Annotated in this window: 29 protein-coding genes; 22 read left to right on the top strand and 7 right to left on the bottom strand. The window is 65.2% G+C overall.

Features of this window, described 5'->3' with window-relative positions:
- Positions 1-5: 5 nt before the first annotated feature.
- The gene (locus tag IEX88_RS26015; protein WP_188855392.1) at positions 6-401 is read right to left on the bottom strand and encodes a hypothetical protein; all 396 of its coding nucleotides are present in this window, start codon (positions 399-401) and stop codon (positions 6-8) included.
- Between the two features lie 49 nt (positions 402-450).
- Between IEX88_RS26015 and IEX88_RS26010 the strand changes: the two genes are divergently transcribed.
- Positions 451-828, top strand: coding sequence for a hypothetical protein (locus IEX88_RS26010; RefSeq protein WP_188855391.1), 378 nt, complete (start codon positions 451-453; stop codon positions 826-828).
- A 111-nt stretch (positions 829-939) separates the two neighbouring features.
- Here IEX88_RS26010 and IEX88_RS26005 read toward each other — a convergent pair whose 3' ends face one another.
- Genes IEX88_RS26005 through IEX88_RS25995 form a run of 3 tightly spaced genes read right to left on the bottom strand, consistent with a single transcriptional unit; the run spans position 940 to position 1,582 of the window.
- Positions 940-1,095: a hypothetical protein gene (locus tag IEX88_RS26005; protein ID WP_188855390.1), complete on the bottom strand. Its 156-nt coding sequence runs from the start codon at positions 1,093-1,095 to the stop codon at positions 940-942.
- Positions 1,092-1,340 carry a hypothetical protein gene (locus tag IEX88_RS26000; protein ID WP_188855389.1) on the bottom strand — a complete coding sequence of 83 codons (249 nt, stop codon included), beginning with the start codon at positions 1,338-1,340 and terminating at the stop codon, positions 1,092-1,094. The genes IEX88_RS26005 and IEX88_RS26000 overlap by 4 nt, the downstream gene beginning before the upstream one ends.
- Positions 1,337-1,582: a hypothetical protein gene (locus IEX88_RS25995; protein ID WP_188855388.1), complete on the bottom strand. Its 246-nt coding sequence runs from the start codon at positions 1,580-1,582 to the stop codon at positions 1,337-1,339. Before IEX88_RS25995 ends, IEX88_RS26000 begins: the two co-directional genes overlap by 4 nt.
- Positions 1,583-1,678: 96 nt before the next feature.
- On the opposite strand from IEX88_RS25995, the gene IEX88_RS25990 reads away from it, so the two are divergent.
- The 5 genes from IEX88_RS25990 (at position 1,679) to IEX88_RS25970 (ending at position 4,230) form a co-directional block, all read left to right on the top strand.
- A complete protein-coding gene (locus IEX88_RS25990) occupies positions 1,679-2,452 on the top strand; it encodes a S24 family peptidase (RefSeq protein WP_188855387.1) in 774 nt (257 codons plus the stop codon).
- A 360-nt stretch (positions 2,453-2,812) separates the two neighbouring features.
- Positions 2,813-3,085: a hypothetical protein gene (locus IEX88_RS25985; protein WP_188855386.1), complete on the top strand. Its 273-nt coding sequence runs from the start codon at positions 2,813-2,815 to the stop codon at positions 3,083-3,085.
- The gene (locus IEX88_RS25980; protein WP_188855385.1) at positions 3,078-3,323 is read left to right on the top strand and encodes a hypothetical protein; all 246 of its coding nucleotides are present in this window, start codon (positions 3,078-3,080) and stop codon (positions 3,321-3,323) included. The genes IEX88_RS25985 and IEX88_RS25980 overlap by 8 nt, the downstream gene beginning before the upstream one ends.
- Positions 3,324-3,367: 44 nt before the next feature.
- Entirely contained in the window at positions 3,368-3,616 is a 249-nt protein-coding gene (locus tag IEX88_RS25975) for a hypothetical protein (RefSeq protein WP_188855384.1), read from the top strand.
- Positions 3,613-4,230: a hypothetical protein gene (locus IEX88_RS25970; protein ID WP_188855383.1), complete on the top strand. Its 618-nt coding sequence runs from the start codon at positions 3,613-3,615 to the stop codon at positions 4,228-4,230. The genes IEX88_RS25975 and IEX88_RS25970 overlap by 4 nt, the downstream gene beginning before the upstream one ends.
- A gap of 81 nt (positions 4,231-4,311) precedes the next feature.
- On the opposite strand, the gene IEX88_RS25965 is transcribed toward IEX88_RS25970, so the two are convergent.
- Positions 4,312-5,280, bottom strand: coding sequence for an acyltransferase family protein (locus IEX88_RS25965; protein WP_188855382.1), 969 nt, complete (start codon positions 5,278-5,280; stop codon positions 4,312-4,314).
- Positions 5,281-6,045: 765 nt separating this feature from the next.
- Here IEX88_RS25965 and IEX88_RS25960 point away from each other — a divergent pair.
- The 15 genes from IEX88_RS25960 (at position 6,046) to IEX88_RS25895 (ending at position 15,153) form a co-directional block, all read left to right on the top strand.
- Positions 6,046-6,300, top strand: coding sequence for a hypothetical protein (locus IEX88_RS25960; protein ID WP_188855381.1), 255 nt, complete (start codon positions 6,046-6,048; stop codon positions 6,298-6,300).
- On the top strand, positions 6,300-6,572 hold the full coding sequence (locus tag IEX88_RS25955) for a hypothetical protein (RefSeq protein ID WP_188855380.1): 273 nt from the start codon (positions 6,300-6,302) through the stop codon (positions 6,570-6,572). Before IEX88_RS25960 ends, IEX88_RS25955 begins: the two co-directional genes overlap by 1 nt.
- Positions 6,573-6,619: 47 nt before the next feature.
- Positions 6,620-7,753, top strand: coding sequence for a hypothetical protein (locus IEX88_RS25950; RefSeq protein WP_188855379.1), 1,134 nt, complete (start codon positions 6,620-6,622; stop codon positions 7,751-7,753).
- An 11-nt stretch (positions 7,754-7,764) separates the two neighbouring features.
- Positions 7,765-8,715: a PD-(D/E)XK nuclease-like domain-containing protein gene (locus IEX88_RS25945; protein WP_188855378.1), complete on the top strand. Its 951-nt coding sequence runs from the start codon at positions 7,765-7,767 to the stop codon at positions 8,713-8,715.
- On the top strand, positions 8,712-9,956 hold the full coding sequence (locus tag IEX88_RS25940) for a recombinase family protein (protein WP_188855377.1): 1,245 nt from the start codon (positions 8,712-8,714) through the stop codon (positions 9,954-9,956). Before IEX88_RS25945 ends, IEX88_RS25940 begins: the two co-directional genes overlap by 4 nt.
- On the top strand, positions 9,949-10,872 hold the full coding sequence (locus IEX88_RS25935) for a DUF5131 family protein (RefSeq protein WP_188855376.1): 924 nt from the start codon (positions 9,949-9,951) through the stop codon (positions 10,870-10,872). Before IEX88_RS25940 ends, IEX88_RS25935 begins: the two co-directional genes overlap by 8 nt.
- Positions 10,859-11,251: a hypothetical protein gene (locus IEX88_RS25930; RefSeq protein WP_188855375.1), complete on the top strand. Its 393-nt coding sequence runs from the start codon at positions 10,859-10,861 to the stop codon at positions 11,249-11,251. Before IEX88_RS25935 ends, IEX88_RS25930 begins: the two co-directional genes overlap by 14 nt.
- Entirely contained in the window at positions 11,248-11,379 is a 132-nt protein-coding gene (locus IEX88_RS27135; RefSeq protein ID WP_274604644.1) for a hypothetical protein, read from the top strand. The genes IEX88_RS25930 and IEX88_RS27135 overlap by 4 nt, the downstream gene beginning before the upstream one ends.
- Complete coding sequence (locus tag IEX88_RS25925) at positions 11,376-11,573, top strand: hypothetical protein (protein ID WP_188855374.1); 198 nt, start codon at positions 11,376-11,378, stop codon at positions 11,571-11,573. Before IEX88_RS27135 ends, IEX88_RS25925 begins: the two co-directional genes overlap by 4 nt.
- Positions 11,558-11,800: a Lar family restriction alleviation protein gene (locus tag IEX88_RS27360; protein ID WP_373289672.1), complete on the top strand. Its 243-nt coding sequence runs from the start codon at positions 11,558-11,560 to the stop codon at positions 11,798-11,800. Before IEX88_RS25925 ends, IEX88_RS27360 begins: the two co-directional genes overlap by 16 nt.
- A 4-nt stretch (positions 11,801-11,804) precedes the next feature.
- On the top strand, positions 11,805-12,017 hold the full coding sequence (locus IEX88_RS25915) for a hypothetical protein (protein WP_188855372.1): 213 nt from the start codon (positions 11,805-11,807) through the stop codon (positions 12,015-12,017).
- Positions 12,018-12,039: 22 nt separating this feature from the next.
- Positions 12,040-12,213: a helix-turn-helix transcriptional regulator gene (locus IEX88_RS25910; RefSeq protein WP_210319340.1), complete on the top strand. Its 174-nt coding sequence runs from the start codon at positions 12,040-12,042 to the stop codon at positions 12,211-12,213.
- A gap of 483 nt (positions 12,214-12,696) precedes the next feature.
- Complete coding sequence (locus IEX88_RS25905) at positions 12,697-12,951, top strand: hypothetical protein (RefSeq protein WP_188855370.1); 255 nt, start codon at positions 12,697-12,699, stop codon at positions 12,949-12,951.
- A 363-nt stretch (positions 12,952-13,314) separates the two neighbouring features.
- On the top strand, positions 13,315-14,787 hold the full coding sequence (locus IEX88_RS25900; RefSeq protein ID WP_188855369.1) for a protein adenylyltransferase SelO: 1,473 nt from the start codon (positions 13,315-13,317) through the stop codon (positions 14,785-14,787).
- Between the two features lie 63 nt (positions 14,788-14,850).
- Positions 14,851-15,153: a YkgJ family cysteine cluster protein gene (locus IEX88_RS25895; RefSeq protein WP_188855368.1), complete on the top strand. Its 303-nt coding sequence runs from the start codon at positions 14,851-14,853 to the stop codon at positions 15,151-15,153.
- An 89-nt stretch (positions 15,154-15,242) separates the two neighbouring features.
- Here IEX88_RS25895 and IEX88_RS25890 read toward each other — a convergent pair whose 3' ends face one another.
- Both IEX88_RS25890 and IEX88_RS25885 read right to left on the bottom strand, forming a co-directional pair.
- Positions 15,243-15,500, bottom strand: a complete 258-nt coding sequence (locus IEX88_RS25890; protein WP_188855367.1) for a DUF2171 domain-containing protein — start codon at positions 15,498-15,500, stop codon at positions 15,243-15,245.
- Between the two features lie 71 nt (positions 15,501-15,571).
- On the bottom strand, positions 15,572-15,787 hold the full coding sequence (locus IEX88_RS25885; RefSeq protein ID WP_188855366.1) for a hypothetical protein: 216 nt from the start codon (positions 15,785-15,787) through the stop codon (positions 15,572-15,574).
- 198 nt (positions 15,788-15,985) lie between these two features.
- Here IEX88_RS25885 and IEX88_RS25880 point away from each other — a divergent pair, with 198 nt between their 5' ends.
- The gene (locus IEX88_RS25880; RefSeq protein ID WP_188855365.1) at positions 15,986-16,402 is read left to right on the top strand and encodes a DUF4864 domain-containing protein; all 417 of its coding nucleotides are present in this window, start codon (positions 15,986-15,988) and stop codon (positions 16,400-16,402) included.
- The last annotated feature ends 484 nt before the right edge of the window (positions 16,403-16,886 follow it).

Below are 16,886 nucleotides of genomic sequence, written 5' to 3'. Positions count from 1 at the left end.
AACCTTCAGGCCACAGCCATTGCGCCGACGATTTTCCGAAGAGCATGAGCCGCGTCGCGATCGCCCTGCGCAGCCTCAGCGGCAAGATGCGCGGCAACCATCGCGAACGCGCGCTCGAGCTCGTGCTTTGCGTCATGTCCACGCCCTTCCTTTTCTTGTTCTCTGGCGAGCTTCTGGTCTGCGATCGCTTCCAGACGCTCCATCTCGTGAGCGTCGATCCGGCGGGCTTCGCCGTAGAGGACCGCTTTGGCCCGGCTCTGGGTCCACTTCAGCGCCGCCGCTGCCGATCCGAGCTTCTGCTTCAGGTTCGATCCAGGGCGGCTGACAACGAAGCCGCGCATCAGATCTTGCGCACTGGCGACGTCAGACATTTCTGAGTTCTCCGAACGAAATTCGCGCATCTGCGAATGCTCCATGCCTACGAGTGAGGGCATCGGAGAGGACCGGCGAATGCTCAGAGATCAGACGAACGCCGACCCCTGTGCGTGTGAGAAAGTCCCTGTGCGGCAGGGCATGTGCGCGGCGGCGGGCGGGAACCCGGCGGACGCGAAGCCAATCGGCGGGAACCGAGCGGCAGAATTTGGCGGGTACTTCCGCGATCGACGGGCCAATAGCCGGATCGCCGAGATGCACCGTGAGAGAAAGGCCGGCGAGGCCATCGTGGGAGGTCGCGACCTCGCCGGCAGCTACGACGACCGGGAGGAATTGGCCGTCGATGACGAACCCGGGATGACCATCGACGAAGCGATTGCCGTCTTCCTGGGGAGCTTGGGATTGATGCGTGACGCGAGCGAGGGGGATCGTCGCGCCACGCTCGCCGCCGGATGAGGGGGACAGACCAGGGGCGATGGGGGTGCCGGAGCGGCCGAGCCGATGCGACTGGCTATATCCGCTCCGGCTGCCGGCTAGAGGGCCGGTGTAGATGATCGCGGGCATGAGTCAGCTGCTGACGATCAGAGAGAAACCGATGACGATCAGGCCGCAGCCGAACGTCGTGCCGATGAAGTCTCCCCGCGTGACGCCTAGCACGCCCATCCTGGATTGGAAGGTACCAGCGGCGATCAGTCCGACGAAGATGAGGACGGCGCCGATCATGCCGCCCTCGCCTTCGCCGCCCGCTTCGCAGCAGCCTTGGCAGCGGCCTCGGTGCGCGCGATGAAGCTCGCCTCGTTCTCGGCAATTACCTTGGCGCGGAAGGCCTCGGCCTTGTCGCGAGCCTCGGCCATCGTGGTGCCGCGGAAGAAGGTTGGAAAGGCGTTGCCGTCCTCGAAGTACGCAAGCGCGCCGTGGGTGCCCAGATAGGTCCAGATTTCAAGATCGCGGATGGGGTGGTGGGTCATGCTGCCACCCGGGTCTGCGGCCGCTTGACGTTTTCCGGCCAAGCGAGATCGTCGGGCCAGTTCATCGAGAACCAAGCCATCACGTCATCGAACTTGCGCAGGGTGAAGTTGCCGCCCTCGATCTTGTCGAAGAAGCGCCAGTCTCCAGCCGCCGCCTGGGCGACGGTGCTCGTTTTCCGCTTCGTCCTTGCGCAGTACGCATCGAGACAGGCGGTAAGGCTGGTTCGTGTGTCGGTGCTCATGCCGACTACGTTAGTCGGAAGTTTCCGACTTTGCAACGGATTTTTCCGATGAATTTCCAACTGGCGGCTGGTGCGTGTATGTCGGATAAATCCGACATGACAACCGACATCACCCTGGCTGACAGAATCCGAGAGCGTCTCGCAGATCTCGACACCAACCCGTTCGCGATTGCCGAAAAGGGCAGCCTCGAGCGCAACTTCGTCAACGACATCCTGAACGGCAAGAAGAAGTCGGTCCGCGGCGACAACCTCTTCAAGCTCGCGGCGGCGCTCGACACGACACCAGAGTGGTTGCTGCGTCAGCCGGGCGCCTTGAAGACTGGGGCCAGAGTGCTCGCGCTTACTCCATCTCCTCCAGGCGCCCCCGATGCGGAAGAGACGCCGTACCCGCGCTACCCTTCGAACGCTTCACCACCTGTCCCGGTGACGTTTAGGAACGAGACGATCGGCATGTTCGGGCAGGCAGTCGGCGGAGAGGACGGCCGCTTCGTTCTGAACGGCAGTCGAGTGATGGACGTTCACTGCCCGCCAACGCTAATCGGCGTGAAGGATGCCTATGGCGTCTTTGTCCACGGCGGGTCGATGCGGCCGAGATATCGCGAGGGGGAAGCCGTCTTCGTCAACCCTCACCTGCCGGTTCGCCAGGACGACTATGCCATCGTTCAGATCAAGGGCGACTTCGAAGGCGACGACATCGGCGGCTTCATCAAGCAGTTCATTTCGATGAACGCTAAGGAGTTGGTTCTGGCGCAGCATCAACGGCCTGAAACATTCCCCGTCGAGGAAGCTTCGGAAGGCCGATACCTACTGCGCTTCCCCCGTTCGAAAGTTGCGGCCGTCCATAGGATTGTCTGGGCTGGAGAAGTGTAGCCATGCGGGCTCGAGCTGCATCCGACCGAGCGTCCTTCCAGATCACCTGCCGTTCTACGGCACGGCCCCGGCTCGTCTCATATCGACAGCCTGTGCAGAAAAGGGTTTCGACGTACGCCGCGGCTGAGTCATCGAGCATGTATGAAGGGGCGGTGTCCGCTGGGAAAACCGGGATCGACCTCGCACATTCGGAACATGCGATTGTCACGCAGACGAGGTCTCGCACTCTCCGATCGTCGATCACACTGTCACACACGCCTGCCATCCGTTCTTCATCCGTTCTTCATGGATTCCAGAACTCGGCTGCCGAAGCGAATCATTTTTTCCGCAAGGCCTGTGGATTGGTGTGGAGCGTCGAGGATGTCTAAGCTCCGCCTTACCGACCTGCTCATCGACGGATTACGCATGATGATCCGGCTCGACGACGGCATGCCTCATGGCGACAGCGTCGGCCTGCCGGCGGACGAGGTGCGGCCGCACGAGGTCGCCCTGCTCAAACGATTAATGGAGTTGCGCCTGGCTGAGAAGGTCGTGGGCTGGCAGGATCAGACGACGTACCGGCTGACAGAGCGCGGGCGGAAGCTGCGGGACGACGGCCAGGTTTCTGGAGCGGAGGGTGACGCCGATGACTAAGCCCCCTCGCCTCTTCTGCCTCACGCCGGCGCAGATCCACGTCCTGATGCTCCTCGACGACGGGCCGGCAGAGGACTCGGTCGGGATGGAGCTTGAAGACTTCCGCGGGCATCAGCTCGCAGTCGCCGAACGACTGAAGGACATGGGCCTAGTCGAGGCGACATTCGGCTGGCGCTTCACGCTGTGGTTCAGGCTGACGGTGAAGGGGCGGAACTTGCTGAGGACGGGTGTCTGGTGAGGGTGATTTCGAATGGTTGAGGACGGGCGCAAGACGGTAGTGGCGTGAAGCGCCTGCTTCGATGGACATGGCAGTTTGCGCTAGGCCTTGCCGGGTACGCAGCTGGCGTTGGCGGATTTGCCTTCTTTCTCGGAGCGACGGACTCGCTTGAGGCGTTCTTCGCGCAGCATCGTTTGATTGGTAGCTTCGTTATCGTGTCGTGCTACATTATCTACCTCGTCAAGAGGGCTGCTGAGCAGGAACTGCGGCAAATTCAGGCCGAGAGCGACCGGCGACATAAGGAGGGAAAATGACGTTTTTCGATCTCTCTCAGCCAGGATTTTGGGTTCTTGCTGTGCCCTTCGTCGCGTCCATATTGAATCTTGCTTCAGTGTTCTACCTGCGATCCAAACGCCGCTTGATGGCGTCGAAGGTCCGCGCGGCATTGGACGACCCCCGGTCGAACGAAGCTGATTGCGTCTGGATTAGCAGCGCCCTCAACGATGCCAATGACCGCGCGTTCTGGTGGCTGACCGCACTTTTTGCGCCCGCACTTTCGATGTTGATAGTCTATTGGAGCTTTAGAGAAGCTTCTGGCCGTGACACCCCGAGGGCACGCAAAGGCATGACTGCTGAACAGGTTCATGTACGTGCCATCGAGCTTGTGACGGGAAAATCACCCGTTGCCGGTGGACTTTGGAACAAGAGAATTAGGCGAGAGATCGAGGATTTGTCTCATCAGATCCAGACGTTTCATTCCCCTGTACCGGCAATGTGGCTGATGGTTTGGGCAATCATTGCCGGCCCGTTTATCGGGTTGGCCTACATCGCGGGGACCGGGTTGCGGAAGGCCTTCTCTGCCTTCATGCGGGATGCCGTTGGGCCGCCAAGTTCATTTTTTGATCGACTGAAAATCGCGTTCTGCTGACAATCCTGGCCTCGCTTCGGCGGGGCCTTTTCGTTTCGGGTAGTCCCTGAACCTCTGATCTGATTGTTAGGACGCATCCCGCTAGGCGGAAGGACGGTCCTTCTGGCTACCTACCCGGCCTAAGAAACGTCCGACGGGCCTCTCAAAGAGGTGAAACGAGACGAGTGCGATGCCGATCGATGCGACGACGATGGCGAGGTTGACCATGAGACCGTCGCCGATCAGGCGGTGGGCGAAGGCGATCACCAGGCCGTGCAGCAGGTAGAGCGAATAGGAGGCGTCGCCGATCGCCTCCAGCGGCTTCAACGCCCGCGTCGGCCAAGCGCCGGCCCTCTCAATCGCCAGCGCGCCGGCAACGATCATCGCAGAAGGAATGCCCCAGGCGAGGATGCGCCATTCCGGCTCGAACCAGTTGGCGGCACCAATTGCAGCGAGAGCGACCGCGGCCAGCGTAATGAGGACGAGGCCAAGGAAACGGCCTGCCGGCTGAAGAACGGTCGCCAGCAGCAGGCCGGCGACGAATTCGAGCAGCAGCGGCGAGGTCCAGAGCTGAAGCGGTGCCGCTGCAGGTGCGAAGCCATAGCCGCCCAGCACCAGCAGCACGAGAATGGCGGCAGACAGCCGAACCGGCATGCCGGCGAGCAGCGCGAAGGCGAAGACCGCGTAGAATAGGATCTCGAGGTTCAGCGTCCAACCGACCACGACCAGCGGCCAGATATGGCCGCTCGGGTCGAAATAGGGAATGAAAAACAGCGATTTCAGCAGTTGCCCGGCCTCGAAGTTGAAGCGGGCAAACAGGCCGAACAGGCTGACGGTGCACATGAACAGCGTCACCGCCCAGTACAGCGGCACGATGCGCACCACTCGCTTCTTCAAGAAGGTCAGCGGCGTCTCCCGCACTCCGACAGTGCCCATGATGAAGCCAGAGATGACGAAGAAAATGTCGACGCCGGCCGCCCCGGTGACGAAGGCGCCGTCGCTGACATGGAAGGCGACAACGAGCAGTGCCGCGATCGCCCGGAGCGACTGGATCGAATTCAAATGGGTCATGATGCTCCCGGCTCAGCCGTAAGACCTGCTGGTCCTAATGCGACTCGGCACGTTGATACCGCCTACCTGTCTTCCTAGACTGAGATCAACGCCGACAGCAGCGCAAATGCACGACCGTCTGATCTGATCGCTGGGCATACCAAGGTCATAGACGGGTACTGCACCACCCGCATCCCCGGCCGATCCTGTCGACCCTCACTGCTGCCTCGAACCGGTATGCCCCACAAGCTCGGTTTGATATCGCTGCCGCTACAGCGCTGCCCCGGGCCTCGATGATTGGCTGGTAAGGCCGAGTTGCCCGAAAAAGTGGTGCTTCAGTGCCTGTGGTTGTCTCTCGACTACGAGAGCGAGCCCGTCATGCCTCGCCTGGTTCTGTCCGATCAGCCTGGGACCGGCACCGCTAGACCATCATCGTCGGCGTGATCCGAGGCGGGGGACATGGTCCGTAGACCCCGCCGGCACATCCATCGATCCTGAGTGACGCGGCGGGAACCTCCGAGCAGACCCGTGTCCATCAGAATTTCGGATCGCCGAGAGATTTGCGATAGGCGTTGCCTATCGATTGTGCTACCAGAGGTCATCCATAACGACTGGCGTTCTCAGCGGCTCGGCTCCCATCACGGGGTCCGGGCCGTTTCCTTATGCGCGGCCAGTCGGAAACGGTCAACAAAAAAGTCGGACAAATCCGACATCTCGCTTGTAAAGTCGGAAATATCCGACTACGTTCTCTCCATACCTGCTGCACCCCAGCCGATGGAGAGCCCGATGCCCACCCCCCGCGAACTGACAGCCCGCGCCGCCGCCCTCGTTGAGGAGCTGTCGCGCATTTCCGACGAGCTCTACTCGGTCGACCGGGCGTTCTCGGACGCGCTGGATGGTGACGAGATCGGCGAGCTGAAGCTGATTACCCCGGCGCTGGCCTCGCGTATCCGAAGCCTGAACGATGGCCCCGCCCGCCGCGATGACCGCGCCGAGGAAGCCGGCCACCGTGCCTATCAGCTCGCTCATGAGGCCGCGTGATGGGCGACGTGGACATCATCGCCGAGACGGCCCGGCAGATCGGCGTCTGGTCGATCTCGTCTGCCAAGGTCAACGCGATCCTCGCCGCTCCAAAGTTGGCCGCCCCGGTCATGGACGAGGTCGATGCGGCCCTCCGGCGCCGGGCGATCACCGCGGCGACGCTGGCCGAGTTCGGCAGCATGGCCTCGGCCGATGACGTCTACCGCGACGTCTACATCGCCTGCCGCAATGCGCGGAATGGCTGGATCAGAGCCGCCCGCCGCGCCGCCTGACGGTACCTCAACCAACGCATCTTACCCCCTAAACTAGGAGCGCAGACATGAGCGCAGTTCGTGAACTCGATCTCGGCAACGGCCGGTCGGACCTCAGCATCGTCAAGGCCGTCGAGGCCAACCCTGTTCTCGTGCTGGTCGACGAGGCGAAGTTCGACGAGCTCTATGCCGAGATGATGCGCGAGGTGAAGGCCTTCGTGCCCGACCTCGGCACCGCGACCGGCCGCAAGGAGATTGCCTCACTCGCCTTCAAGGTGACTCGGACCAAGACCGCGATCGACGCCGCCGGCAAGAAGCTGAACGAGGACGCGCGAAAGCAGATCAACGTCGTCGACGCATCGCGCCGGACGATCCGCGACAAGCTCGACGCGCTGGCCGATCAGGTGCGCAAGCCGCTGACGGATTGGGAAGCGGCCGAGAAGCGGCGCGTCGACGACCGACAGGCTGAGATCGATGACCTTGACCGCGCCGCCATGATCTCGACCACCACGACGGCGGCCGAAATCGAGAAGCGTATCGCGGACCTCACGGCGGTCGACCTGTCGCCGGCCACCATGCAGGAATTCGCGCCGAGGGCGGTCAAGGCGCGCGACGCCGCGCTGTCGATCCTCTCGACGAACCTGGAGCGCATAAAGCGCGAAGAGGCCGACCGGGCGGAACTGGCGAGGCTCCGCGCCGAGGCGGCGGCCCGCGAGCAGGCTGAAGCCGAGCACCTCGCTACCGAGCAGGCCGAGCGTCGGCGGGTCGAGCGCGAACAGGCGGAAGCCGAGCTCCGGGCCCGCGCCGCGGAGGAAGAGCGCGAGCGGATCGCCGCGGCGGAAGAACGTGCTCGCCGCGAGGCCGTCGTCGTAGCCGAGCGTCAGCAGCGCGAGTCCGAGGAGGCTGCGGCGCGCCGGGAGCGCGAGGCTGCTGCGGCACATGCAGCTGAGATCGCCCGCATCCGGCGCCAGCAGGAAGATTTCCAGCGGGAGACCAACCGCGTCGCCGAGGCCCAGGCTGCAGCAGCCCGAGCCGAGCGCGAAGAGGCCGAGCGCCGCGCCGCCGACCGTGAGCACCGCGGAAAGATCATGGGCGAGGCCAAGGCCGCGTTCATCGACTTCGGCATCAGCGAGACCAAGGCCAAGGCGATCGTTCTCGCCGTCGCCGCCGGCAGCGTGCCGCACGTCTCGATCCGGTTTTGAGGAGTGACGCGATGATCGCCGAGAAGAAGTGGGACGGGAAGACGATCAGCGAGCCGGGGATCTTCGCCGGCATCGACCTTGAGCGCTACCACAGCGACCCGGACCTGTTCGATGGGCCCTCGATCTCCAAGAGCTCGCTGAAGCACCTCCTGCCGGCGCATGGCGGCAGCCCGAAGGCATTCTGGGGCCGGTGGCGACACAACCCCGACCACATCGCGCAGGAGAGCTCGGCGGCACTCAGCTTCGGCAAGGCGGCTCACTGCCTGCTGCTCGGCGACGAGGTCTTCGACGATGGCTTTGTGGTGCGGCCGGACGACTATCCCGACGCGAAGACCGGCGAGCTCAAGGCATGGAACGGCAACTCGAACTGGTGCAAGGCCTGGCTCGACGAGAATGCCAGCAAGACCGTCGTCACCACCGATCAGATGCAGCGCATCCGCATGATGCGCGACGACGCGGCCCGGTATCCGCTGGTGCAGCAGGGCCTGCTCAATGGCGCCGTCGAGCGCACCATGGCGTGGAAGGATCCGGCCACCGGCATCTGGCTGAAGGTCAGGCCCGACGTCATCCCGGCCGCCGACGGCGTCTATGCGGACCTGAAGACCGCCGCCGACTTCAGCGAGGACTTCCTCGAGCGGCAGGCCTTTGACGCTTGCTACTACCTGCAAGGCGCGATGATCCGCATGGTGTGCCGCGAGCTCGGCCTGCCGTTCACGACCTTCGCCCTGCTCTATGTCCTGAAGGACGACGTGCCCGACACCGCCCATGTCGAGATGAGCGAGCACGAGCTCGACCGCGGCGAGCGCGAGATCCGCTGGGCGCTCGGCACAATCCGCAAATGTCTCGATACAGGGGAATGGCCCGGGGCGCGTCCGTTCCAGGGCGGCGAGCGGGACCTGCAGCTCAAGCCCTGGCACAAATCCAAGATCGACGACTTCCTCGAAATGGAGCAGGCCGCATGAGCGCGCTGATCACCACCGATGACCGGCCGCGCCGTGCCCTTGCGCAGACGGAAGACGTCATCCCGATCCTCGACACGGCAAAGTTCGAGCACATGCAGCGAGTGGCAAACGTGATGGCCGCGACGTCGATGATCCCTGATGCGCTCTGCATGGTGAAGGTCAGCGGCGAGATGGTTCCGCTGCCGCAGGCCCAGGTCGTCGCCAACTGCTTCCTGATCGTGAACCAGTCGGTGCGCTGGGGTATGGACCCGTTCGCGGTCGCTCAGTGCGTCTCGATCGTGCACGGCAAGCTCTGCTACGAGGGCAAGCTCGTCTCGGCCGTGCTCGACGCCAAGCTTGGGATCAAGCTGCACCACTACCTGACGGGTGCGCCGGGTGACAGCCGCCGGATCTACCTGTCCGACGTGCCGTTCGACGACGAGCTGATCGATCGCCTCTCGCCGGGGCTTCGCGTTATCGACCGGCGGCTTTTCGACGGCTCCGTCGCCGAATGGAAGACGTCCGGCACAAACTCGCCGTGGTCGCCGAAGAACTTCGACCGGATGCTGATCTATCGCGGCACGCGCGACTGGTGTCGGATCTACGAGCCGGCCATCATGCTCGGCGTCTACACGCCCGACGAGATGCTCGACCTGTCCGAGAACGCCAGGGCGAGCCGGGCGCGGGACATCACCAGCGATCGCCAATCGCTCTCGGCGCGCCTCGCCGCCCCGCCCGCTTCCGAGCCCGCCGGCAAGCGCGAAGGCTTCGACCACTCTTCGGCTGCGCCTTCTGTGGAAGCGCGCCAGCAGCCCGCCACGGCCGAGCTCGACACGAATGAAGCCGCCGGCACCGCGCCGGATCGGCAGGAGGCGCCGAGCGACAGCAGCCCCGCCTCCGAACCATCCGAGGATAGCATCGACGGAACCGATGCCATCGATCCCGACGCGCCCGCCGGCCAGCACGAGGACGCGATCACCCCGGCGCCGGAGCGTCTCGTCAGCTACGCACGGGACATGATGGCGATCGCCGGCGGCGAAGGTGACGCCGGTCTAAAGAAGGATCGGCTCGGCAAGGCGCATGCCCGGTGGCGCGACGACATCGCCAAGCTGACGCCGAACGAGCAAGAGCGAGCGAAGTCGATCCTGATCAGCGCGCAGCTCGTGGCCAAGGGCGAGGCGTACCACAACCAAGCCGTCGAGTTTTTCGCCGAGGTGCTGGGAGTCGAGCCCGACAAGCTGATGGAGGACGGCAATGGCTGAGCAGACGGCAATCGAATGGGCCGACAGCACTTTCAACCCGTGGATGGGTTGCACCAAGGTCTCGCCGGCCTGCGACCATTGCTATGCCGAGACGCTCATGGATAAGCGCCAAGGCAAGGTGAAGTGGGGCCCGCACGGCGAGCGCGTCCGCACGGTCGAGAGCAACTGGCAGAACCCGCGCCGCTGGCAGCGCCAAGCCGCCGCATTCTTCGCCGAGCACGGCCGCCGGCGCCGCGTCTTCTGCGCCAGCCTCGCTGACGTCTTCGACAACAAGGCGCCCGCCGGCGCGCGGGACGATCTCTGGACGCTGATCCGCGAGACGCCCGACCTCGACTGGCTGCTCCTGACAAAGCGGCCGCAGAACATCGCCAAGATGCTGCCGGCGTTCTGGCCGGAGATCGCTAGGCATGTCTGGCTCGGCGCGTCGACGGAGAACCAGGAGGAGGCCGATCGTCGGCTGCCGCTTCTGCTCGCCGTAGACCCGCGTCCGGCCGTGTTCTTCGCCAGCGCCGAGCCGCTGCTCGGACCGATCGACTTTCGCGGCTGGCTAACGGTGGCATGGGACGGAGATATTCGGCGAACAAGGCCAGCGCCGCGGCTCCGCTGGGTCATCGCCGGCGGCGAAAGCGGCCCCGGCGCCCGGCCGACGCCGCCGGAGTGGTATCGAGAGATACGTAACCAATGCGCGGCCGCAGGCATCGCCTTCCTGTTCAAGCAGTGGGGGGAATGGGTTCCGCTGACTGGAAATGACGGAGAGTGGCCGACGGATGCCGGCAGCTTGATCCGTCTCGACGCCACCGGCACCAGAACCGACGCTGGCTGGCCGATGCAGCGCGTCGGCAAGAAGGTCGCCGGGCGCCACCTCGACGGCGTGACGCACGACGGGTTCCCGGAGGTGTGCCATGGCGCGCCGTGAGTTCACCCCCATGGTCTATGCCCAGATCGTCCACCGGGCATCGAACGCGCAGGGCCGCCTCACCTGCGAAGGCTGCGGCCTGGTGCTCGGTCGCAAGGCCTATCACGTCGACCACACCAAGCCGGACGGGCTGGAGGTCGACAAGACCCGCAAACTCACGGCCGAGGACGGTAAGGTGCTCGGCGTCGAATGCTGCCACAAGCCAAAAACCAAGACCGACGTGGCGCAAATCGCCGAGGCCAAGCGCCGCGAGGCGAAGCACCTCGGCATGACAACGCGGCAGCCGTCGCGCTTCCCCGGCTCCAAAGCCTCCGGGCTGAAGAAGACGATCGACGGCCGAGTTATCGACCGCGCCACAGGGGAGGAGATCCGCCGATGAACGTCATCCCCCTCCACCGCGTCCCCGCCGACATCCAATCAGCGTGGGACGTCTATCAAGTTGCCCTGCAGAAACACAGGCGAGAGACGGCGTTGAAGCGGCTGCGAGAAATGGGAGTGCTGGCATGATCTATGAGCGCAACACCGTGCGAGACGGTCCCGGCTTCATGCTGAAGATAGTCAGCCCTCCAGACGATCGTGGTAAGCCTGTCGTCGGCATCTATGATCTGAACCCGGATGCCTTCATCAAGCGCCGCATGGGCCGGGCAGACATGCTCAAGGTCGCGATGTGGTTCTTCGTCAATGCATGGAGGTCGGCCTGATGGGCATCACGCGCGAAAGAACGAAGACCGGCGCGGATGTTGTAACCGTGCTGCTGCCCTGCCCGTTCTGCGGCGGCGAAGCTTGTCGTCGAAGTCGAGAATCTTGGCCGAAAACCCACTGGATACAGTGCCGGTCGTGCAGGGCCCGCGGGCCTGACGGCTTGCTAGTGGCAGATGACGCTGAGCGCGGCTGGAACGCCCGCGCCCTATCCGACAAGGAGCGGTGAAACCTTGAAGATCATCATCCAGAACATCAGCGAGTTTGATGGCGCCGGCAGCCTGAGCAACTACGTCCTGCGTATCGACGATATGACAATCTCTTATTTCCAGCACGACCGGACAGCCGGCCTGGGCCAATGCTTACGCAGCGCAGCCGACGCCGCTGATGCCGCTGACGAGCATCATGCATGGACACTGAAGAAGATGCTCGAGAAGGATGGCTGAGAGGATGGCAGGCGACTCACTGGTGCCGATCAAGATCGTGCGGGAGAAGACCGGGCTCGGCGTGACGTCGATCTATGAGATGATGGCGCAGGGCCGGTTCCCGAAGCAGATCCCTCTCACGCCACGATGCGTCCGGTGGAGCCAGCGCGAGATCGACGAATGGATTGACGAGAGGAAGGCCGAGCGGCGATCATGACGCTCCGGCCGCAACCGCGAAGACAGCGCCGCCGGCACCCGCCAGGCGGCGTTTTCATGTGGGGCGCCCGAATGCCGAGGGGGTGGTTCAGGGGGTATCCGCCGAAGATGACCGCCAGATTTCTCAACAGGATCAACGTGCAAGGCGCTAGATCGCACTGACACCCCATCCGCCATCGTCCGGCTTGCCGGGCCCGGAGACTCAGGCGTCAAGCCGGCCCAGACCTCAGTGACATTCCGTACCGAAGTGCTTGTCGATGAGAGGCGCTGTCCTGGGCCTCGAGGCACGCGCTCTACGACATTGCCGTGCGCGAAGCGGACGCGCGCGAAGCCTCCGTCGACTTTTACGGGGCCAACGGCTGGCGGAACGGGTCGGGGCGGCAAGCTCTCCGAATTCTCGACGGACGAAGCCTGGACGACGGCCAGGGACAAGCCCCTGGGCGCAGGGTCGGCGCCTGACGAAGGGGATCGCGGCGTGGCAAGTTTGGAAGAAGCGATCGGCAAGGGCGTGGGGGCGACGCAACTGGCGATCAGGGCCTTGGAGGCGCTGCTCGACCTCGGTCAGGACGACCTGGTGCAACGGGTCAGGGACCAGACCATCGCTGGGCTCGGCGACAGCTTCGACGATCCCCCCGGCTATGACGGCGAGGCCATCGAGGCCGCGGCGCGGGAACAGGTCCTGATACTCATTGCCGCCGTTCTCGCGACGCGCCGCCAGAAACCGTCTCGGGCGAACTGAGCCGCCGCGGTTCGTCGGATATCAGCCCGAGGGGCTGCCGTCATGGAAGGCGCGCCCTTGGTCGCGGAGGAGCACGCACCGGCACTGTAAACGCGCGGGGCCACACGCGCGGAGATTGAACACACCCGGAGCCGCCCACCGCGCGACTTCCGCTCGGGCCGCCCATCCCTGGCCGTGAAAGACGGCGGGGACGAAGCCCGGACGATTCCGATCGGAGGTCCCGCCGATCGGCAGGCGGCTCGCAATCCTTCGGCACGGCGGCATTGCACCCCCCATGATCGGCCCGCATATGGGGGAAGGCGCTTGCCGCTCCGGCCCCGAGCGACATGTTCGCCCTGCACGACCCAGCGGAGAAGAACGGCCATGACCATCCACCTCCCGTTCGACAACAGCTATGCCCGCCTGCCGGCTTCGTTTCACGCCCGCCTCGCGCCGAGCCCGGCCTCGTCGCCGCGGCTTTTGAAGCTGAACCGCTCTCTGGCGCGGGCTCTCGGCCTGGATCCGGCATCGCTGGAGGTCCCGGAGGCGGCGGAATGGCTGGCCGGCGCCGGCTTTCCGGAAGGTGCCGATCCCATTGCCCTCGCCTATGCCGGGCACCAGTTCGGCAATTTCGTGCCGCAGCTCGGCGACGGACGCGCAGTCCTCCTCGGCGAGGTCGTCGGCGCGGACGGCCAGCGTCGCGATCTCCAGCTGAAGGGCTCCGGCCCGACGCCCTTCTCGCGCGGCGGCGACGGGCGGGCCGCGCTCGGGCCGGTGGTGCGCGAATATCTCGTCAGCGAAGCCATGGCCGCGCTCGGCATCCCGACGACGCGGGCCCTCGCCATGGCCGTCACCGGCGACCCGGTCTGGCGCGACGCGGTGCTGCCTGGCGCGGTCCTCGCGCGCGTCGCCGCCAGCCATATCCGCGTCGGCACCTTCCAGTATTTCGCCGCCAGGGGCGACAACGAGGCGGTGCGCCGCCTTGCCGACTATGCCATCGCCCGGCATTACCCGCAGGCGGCCGAGGCCGCGCGGCCGGCGCTGGCGCTGCTCGAGGCGGTCGCCACGCGCCAGGCCGAGCTGGTCGCGCGATGGATGCTGGTCGGCTTCGTCCACGGCGTGATGAACACCGACAACATGGCGATCTCCGGCGAGACGATCGATTACGGCCCCTGCGCCTTTCTCGACGTCTACGATCCCGCCACCGTGTTTTCCTCGATCGACCGCAACGGCCGCTACTCTTTCGGCAACCAGCCCGGCATCGCCCAGTGGAACCTGACACGCCTCGCCGAATGCCTGCTGCCGCTGATCGACGCGGACGAGGCGGCGGCGATCGAGCTGGCGAAGACGGTGCTGGCCGGATACGCCGAGAGTTTCCGGACGGCCCATCTCGCCGGTCTGCGTCAGAAGCTCGGCCTCGTCACCGAAAGCGAGGGCGATGCCGCACTGGCGCAGGATCTCCTCGACCTCATGGCGGCCGGCCGGGCGGACTTCACTTTGACCTTCCGGCAGCTGGTCGCCGCGGCCGAGGATCCTTCGGCGGACGCCGCCGTCGCGACAGGGTTCGACGATCCCGCGGGTTTCGCAGCCTGGGCGGGTCGTTGGCACGCACGCCTGGACGATGAGCCGAGCGAGGGGCGTCTGGACGGGATGCGGCGGGCCAATCCGGCCTTCATCCCGCGCAATCACCAGGTCGAGGCTGTCATCAAGGCCGCCGTGGAGGACGGGGATCTCGCTCCCTTCGAGGCGCTGGCGACCGTTCTCGCGACCCCCTACGACGACCAGCCCGACAATGCGGCTTATGGCGTGCCGCCGGCGGCCGGCGGCGAGGCCTATCGCACCTTCTGCGGAACGTGATGACGGCACACCGTCGGCTCTCGCACCCGCTCGACGAACGCTGAAAGCGTGCTATGCAGCGCCATGACGCGCGATCTCAATAGTCTGGACTGCCAGACCTGCGGCGCCTGCTGTTCCTATTCGTCGGAATGGCCGCGCTTCTCGACGGAGAGCGACTCCGATCTCGACAAAATTCCGGCAGGGCTCGTGGCAGCCTCGCTGAATGGCATGCGCTGCGAGGGCAATCGCTGCGCCGCGCTCGCCGGCGTCGTCGGGACGGCGACCGCCTGTTCGGTCTACGCCGTCCGACCGGAAGTCTGCCGCACCTGCATGCCCGGCGACGAGGACTGCCGCATGGCGCGCCGGGCCTTCGGCCTCGCGGCCTGATCGCGGCCCCCGGCTCTTCGGCAAGGGGCGGATACAGAAGAGCCCGCACGCGGCGGGCTCCCGGTTTCAGTCGTGTTGCGTGCGCCTGATCAGGCCTGCTGGCCGCCTTCTTCTTCCTCGAACAGCACCGCCACGTCGCTGTTGGCGGACAGGCGAACCTTGTCGCCCTCGATCTCGGCGACCAGGGACAGCGCGATGTAATGGTGATGGCCGCGATGGGCGCCCTCGCCGCTGTCCTTCTTGGTCAGCTTGATGCGCTGGCCTTCGACATGGTCGACGGTGCCGACATGGACGCCGTCGGCGCCGATGACTTCCATGTGCTCCTTGATCTTGCTGGCGTCAGTCATTGCAGTCTCCTTGGTTTGATCAGTCCGCCACTGCATATAGCGTGCCCGGCGGAACCGGCACCCACGCAGTCCTACGTAGCGCCGACGGCAGGCTCAGCCCGGTCGATGTCGGGCGCGCGACGTCCGCCCTCTTCCGGATCCGGCTCGATCGGCGGGATGTCGGCACCGGGCTCATCGATCTCGCCCGACCCGACATTGTCCGCGCCGGGATCATCGATCACCGGCACGACATCCGGCGACGGTCGGTCGCCGCGCGGGTCGACGATATTGCTTTCGATGTTCGACATGGATGGTCTCCTCTGCGTCTCTTGTGCGGGAACAAGGCTCGCGCGCGCAGGCGGTTCCCCGTCAGAGGCTTCCGTCTCGGCCGTACACGCTCAAACGCTGGCCGATCCCGCGGGCCATGCCGGATTCGTGATCCGACGGCCATGGTCAACGCTGCGGATCTGGCGAAACTTGTCCGAGGCAAGACGGAGGATTGGCGCATGAGAAAGTGTCTGCAATCCCTGGTGCTGGTTCTCGTCCTGGCCGGGGGAGCGAGCTCGGCCTGGGCGGACGATGCCAGTGACATTCGCGCCGTCATCACGCAGCAGCTGCAGGCGTTCAAGACGGGTGACGGCGCGGCCGCCTATTCCTTGGCCGCACCCAACATCCAGCGGATGTTTCCGAGCCCCGAGATCTTCATGTCGATGGTGCAGTCGGGCTATGCGCCGGTGTTCCAATCGAGCAATGCCACCTTCGGCCCCCTGAAGGCGGAAGGGCCCGGCTTCCGGCAGGAGGTGAACCTGACCGATCCGAGCGGGCAGAGCCACATCGCCAGCTACACGCTGGAACGCCAGCCGGACGGCTCGCTGAAAATCACCGGCTGCTCGATCCGCAAGGGCAACGACCTCTCGGCCTGAGCCTGTTGTCGGAGACCGGATGAGCTGGCGGGCCGCTCCGAAGCCGTTTGGATGGGGCACGGCGGCAAAGCTTGTTCCTCTCCCCTCCGGGGAGAAGTGCCCGGCAGGGCGATGAGGGGGCGCGCGCCCGTCAGCCTGGCCCGGCTGTGCCGGCCCCTCATCCCGCTGCCGCGACCTTCTCCCCGGAGGGGAGAAGAAGCAGCGTCCGCCTCGCGCTTCGCCATCCCCCTCGCGCATGATGACGTGCCCCCTTGCCGCCGGCGAAACTCGCGGTCTGGATACATGCACGGCGGCAAAGCTTGTTCTTCTCCCCTCCGGGGAGAAGTGCCCGGCAGGGCGATGAGGGGGAGCGCCCCCGTCAGCCTGGCCCGGCTGCGCCGGCCCCTCATCCCGCTGCCTGTCCAGCGGATTGATGAGTAACAGAACTGCCCGGATGGATGGGTTACACTTCTTCGGCTTTGGAAGGGTCCCGGTCTGCGTCGGT

Source organism: Aureimonas glaciei (assembly GCF_014643375.1).
Lineage (GTDB): Bacteria > Pseudomonadota > Alphaproteobacteria > Rhizobiales > Rhizobiaceae > Plantimonas > Plantimonas glaciei.
Note: the sequence above shows the minus strand (reverse complement) of the source record. Positions and strands in the feature narration are given on the sequence as shown.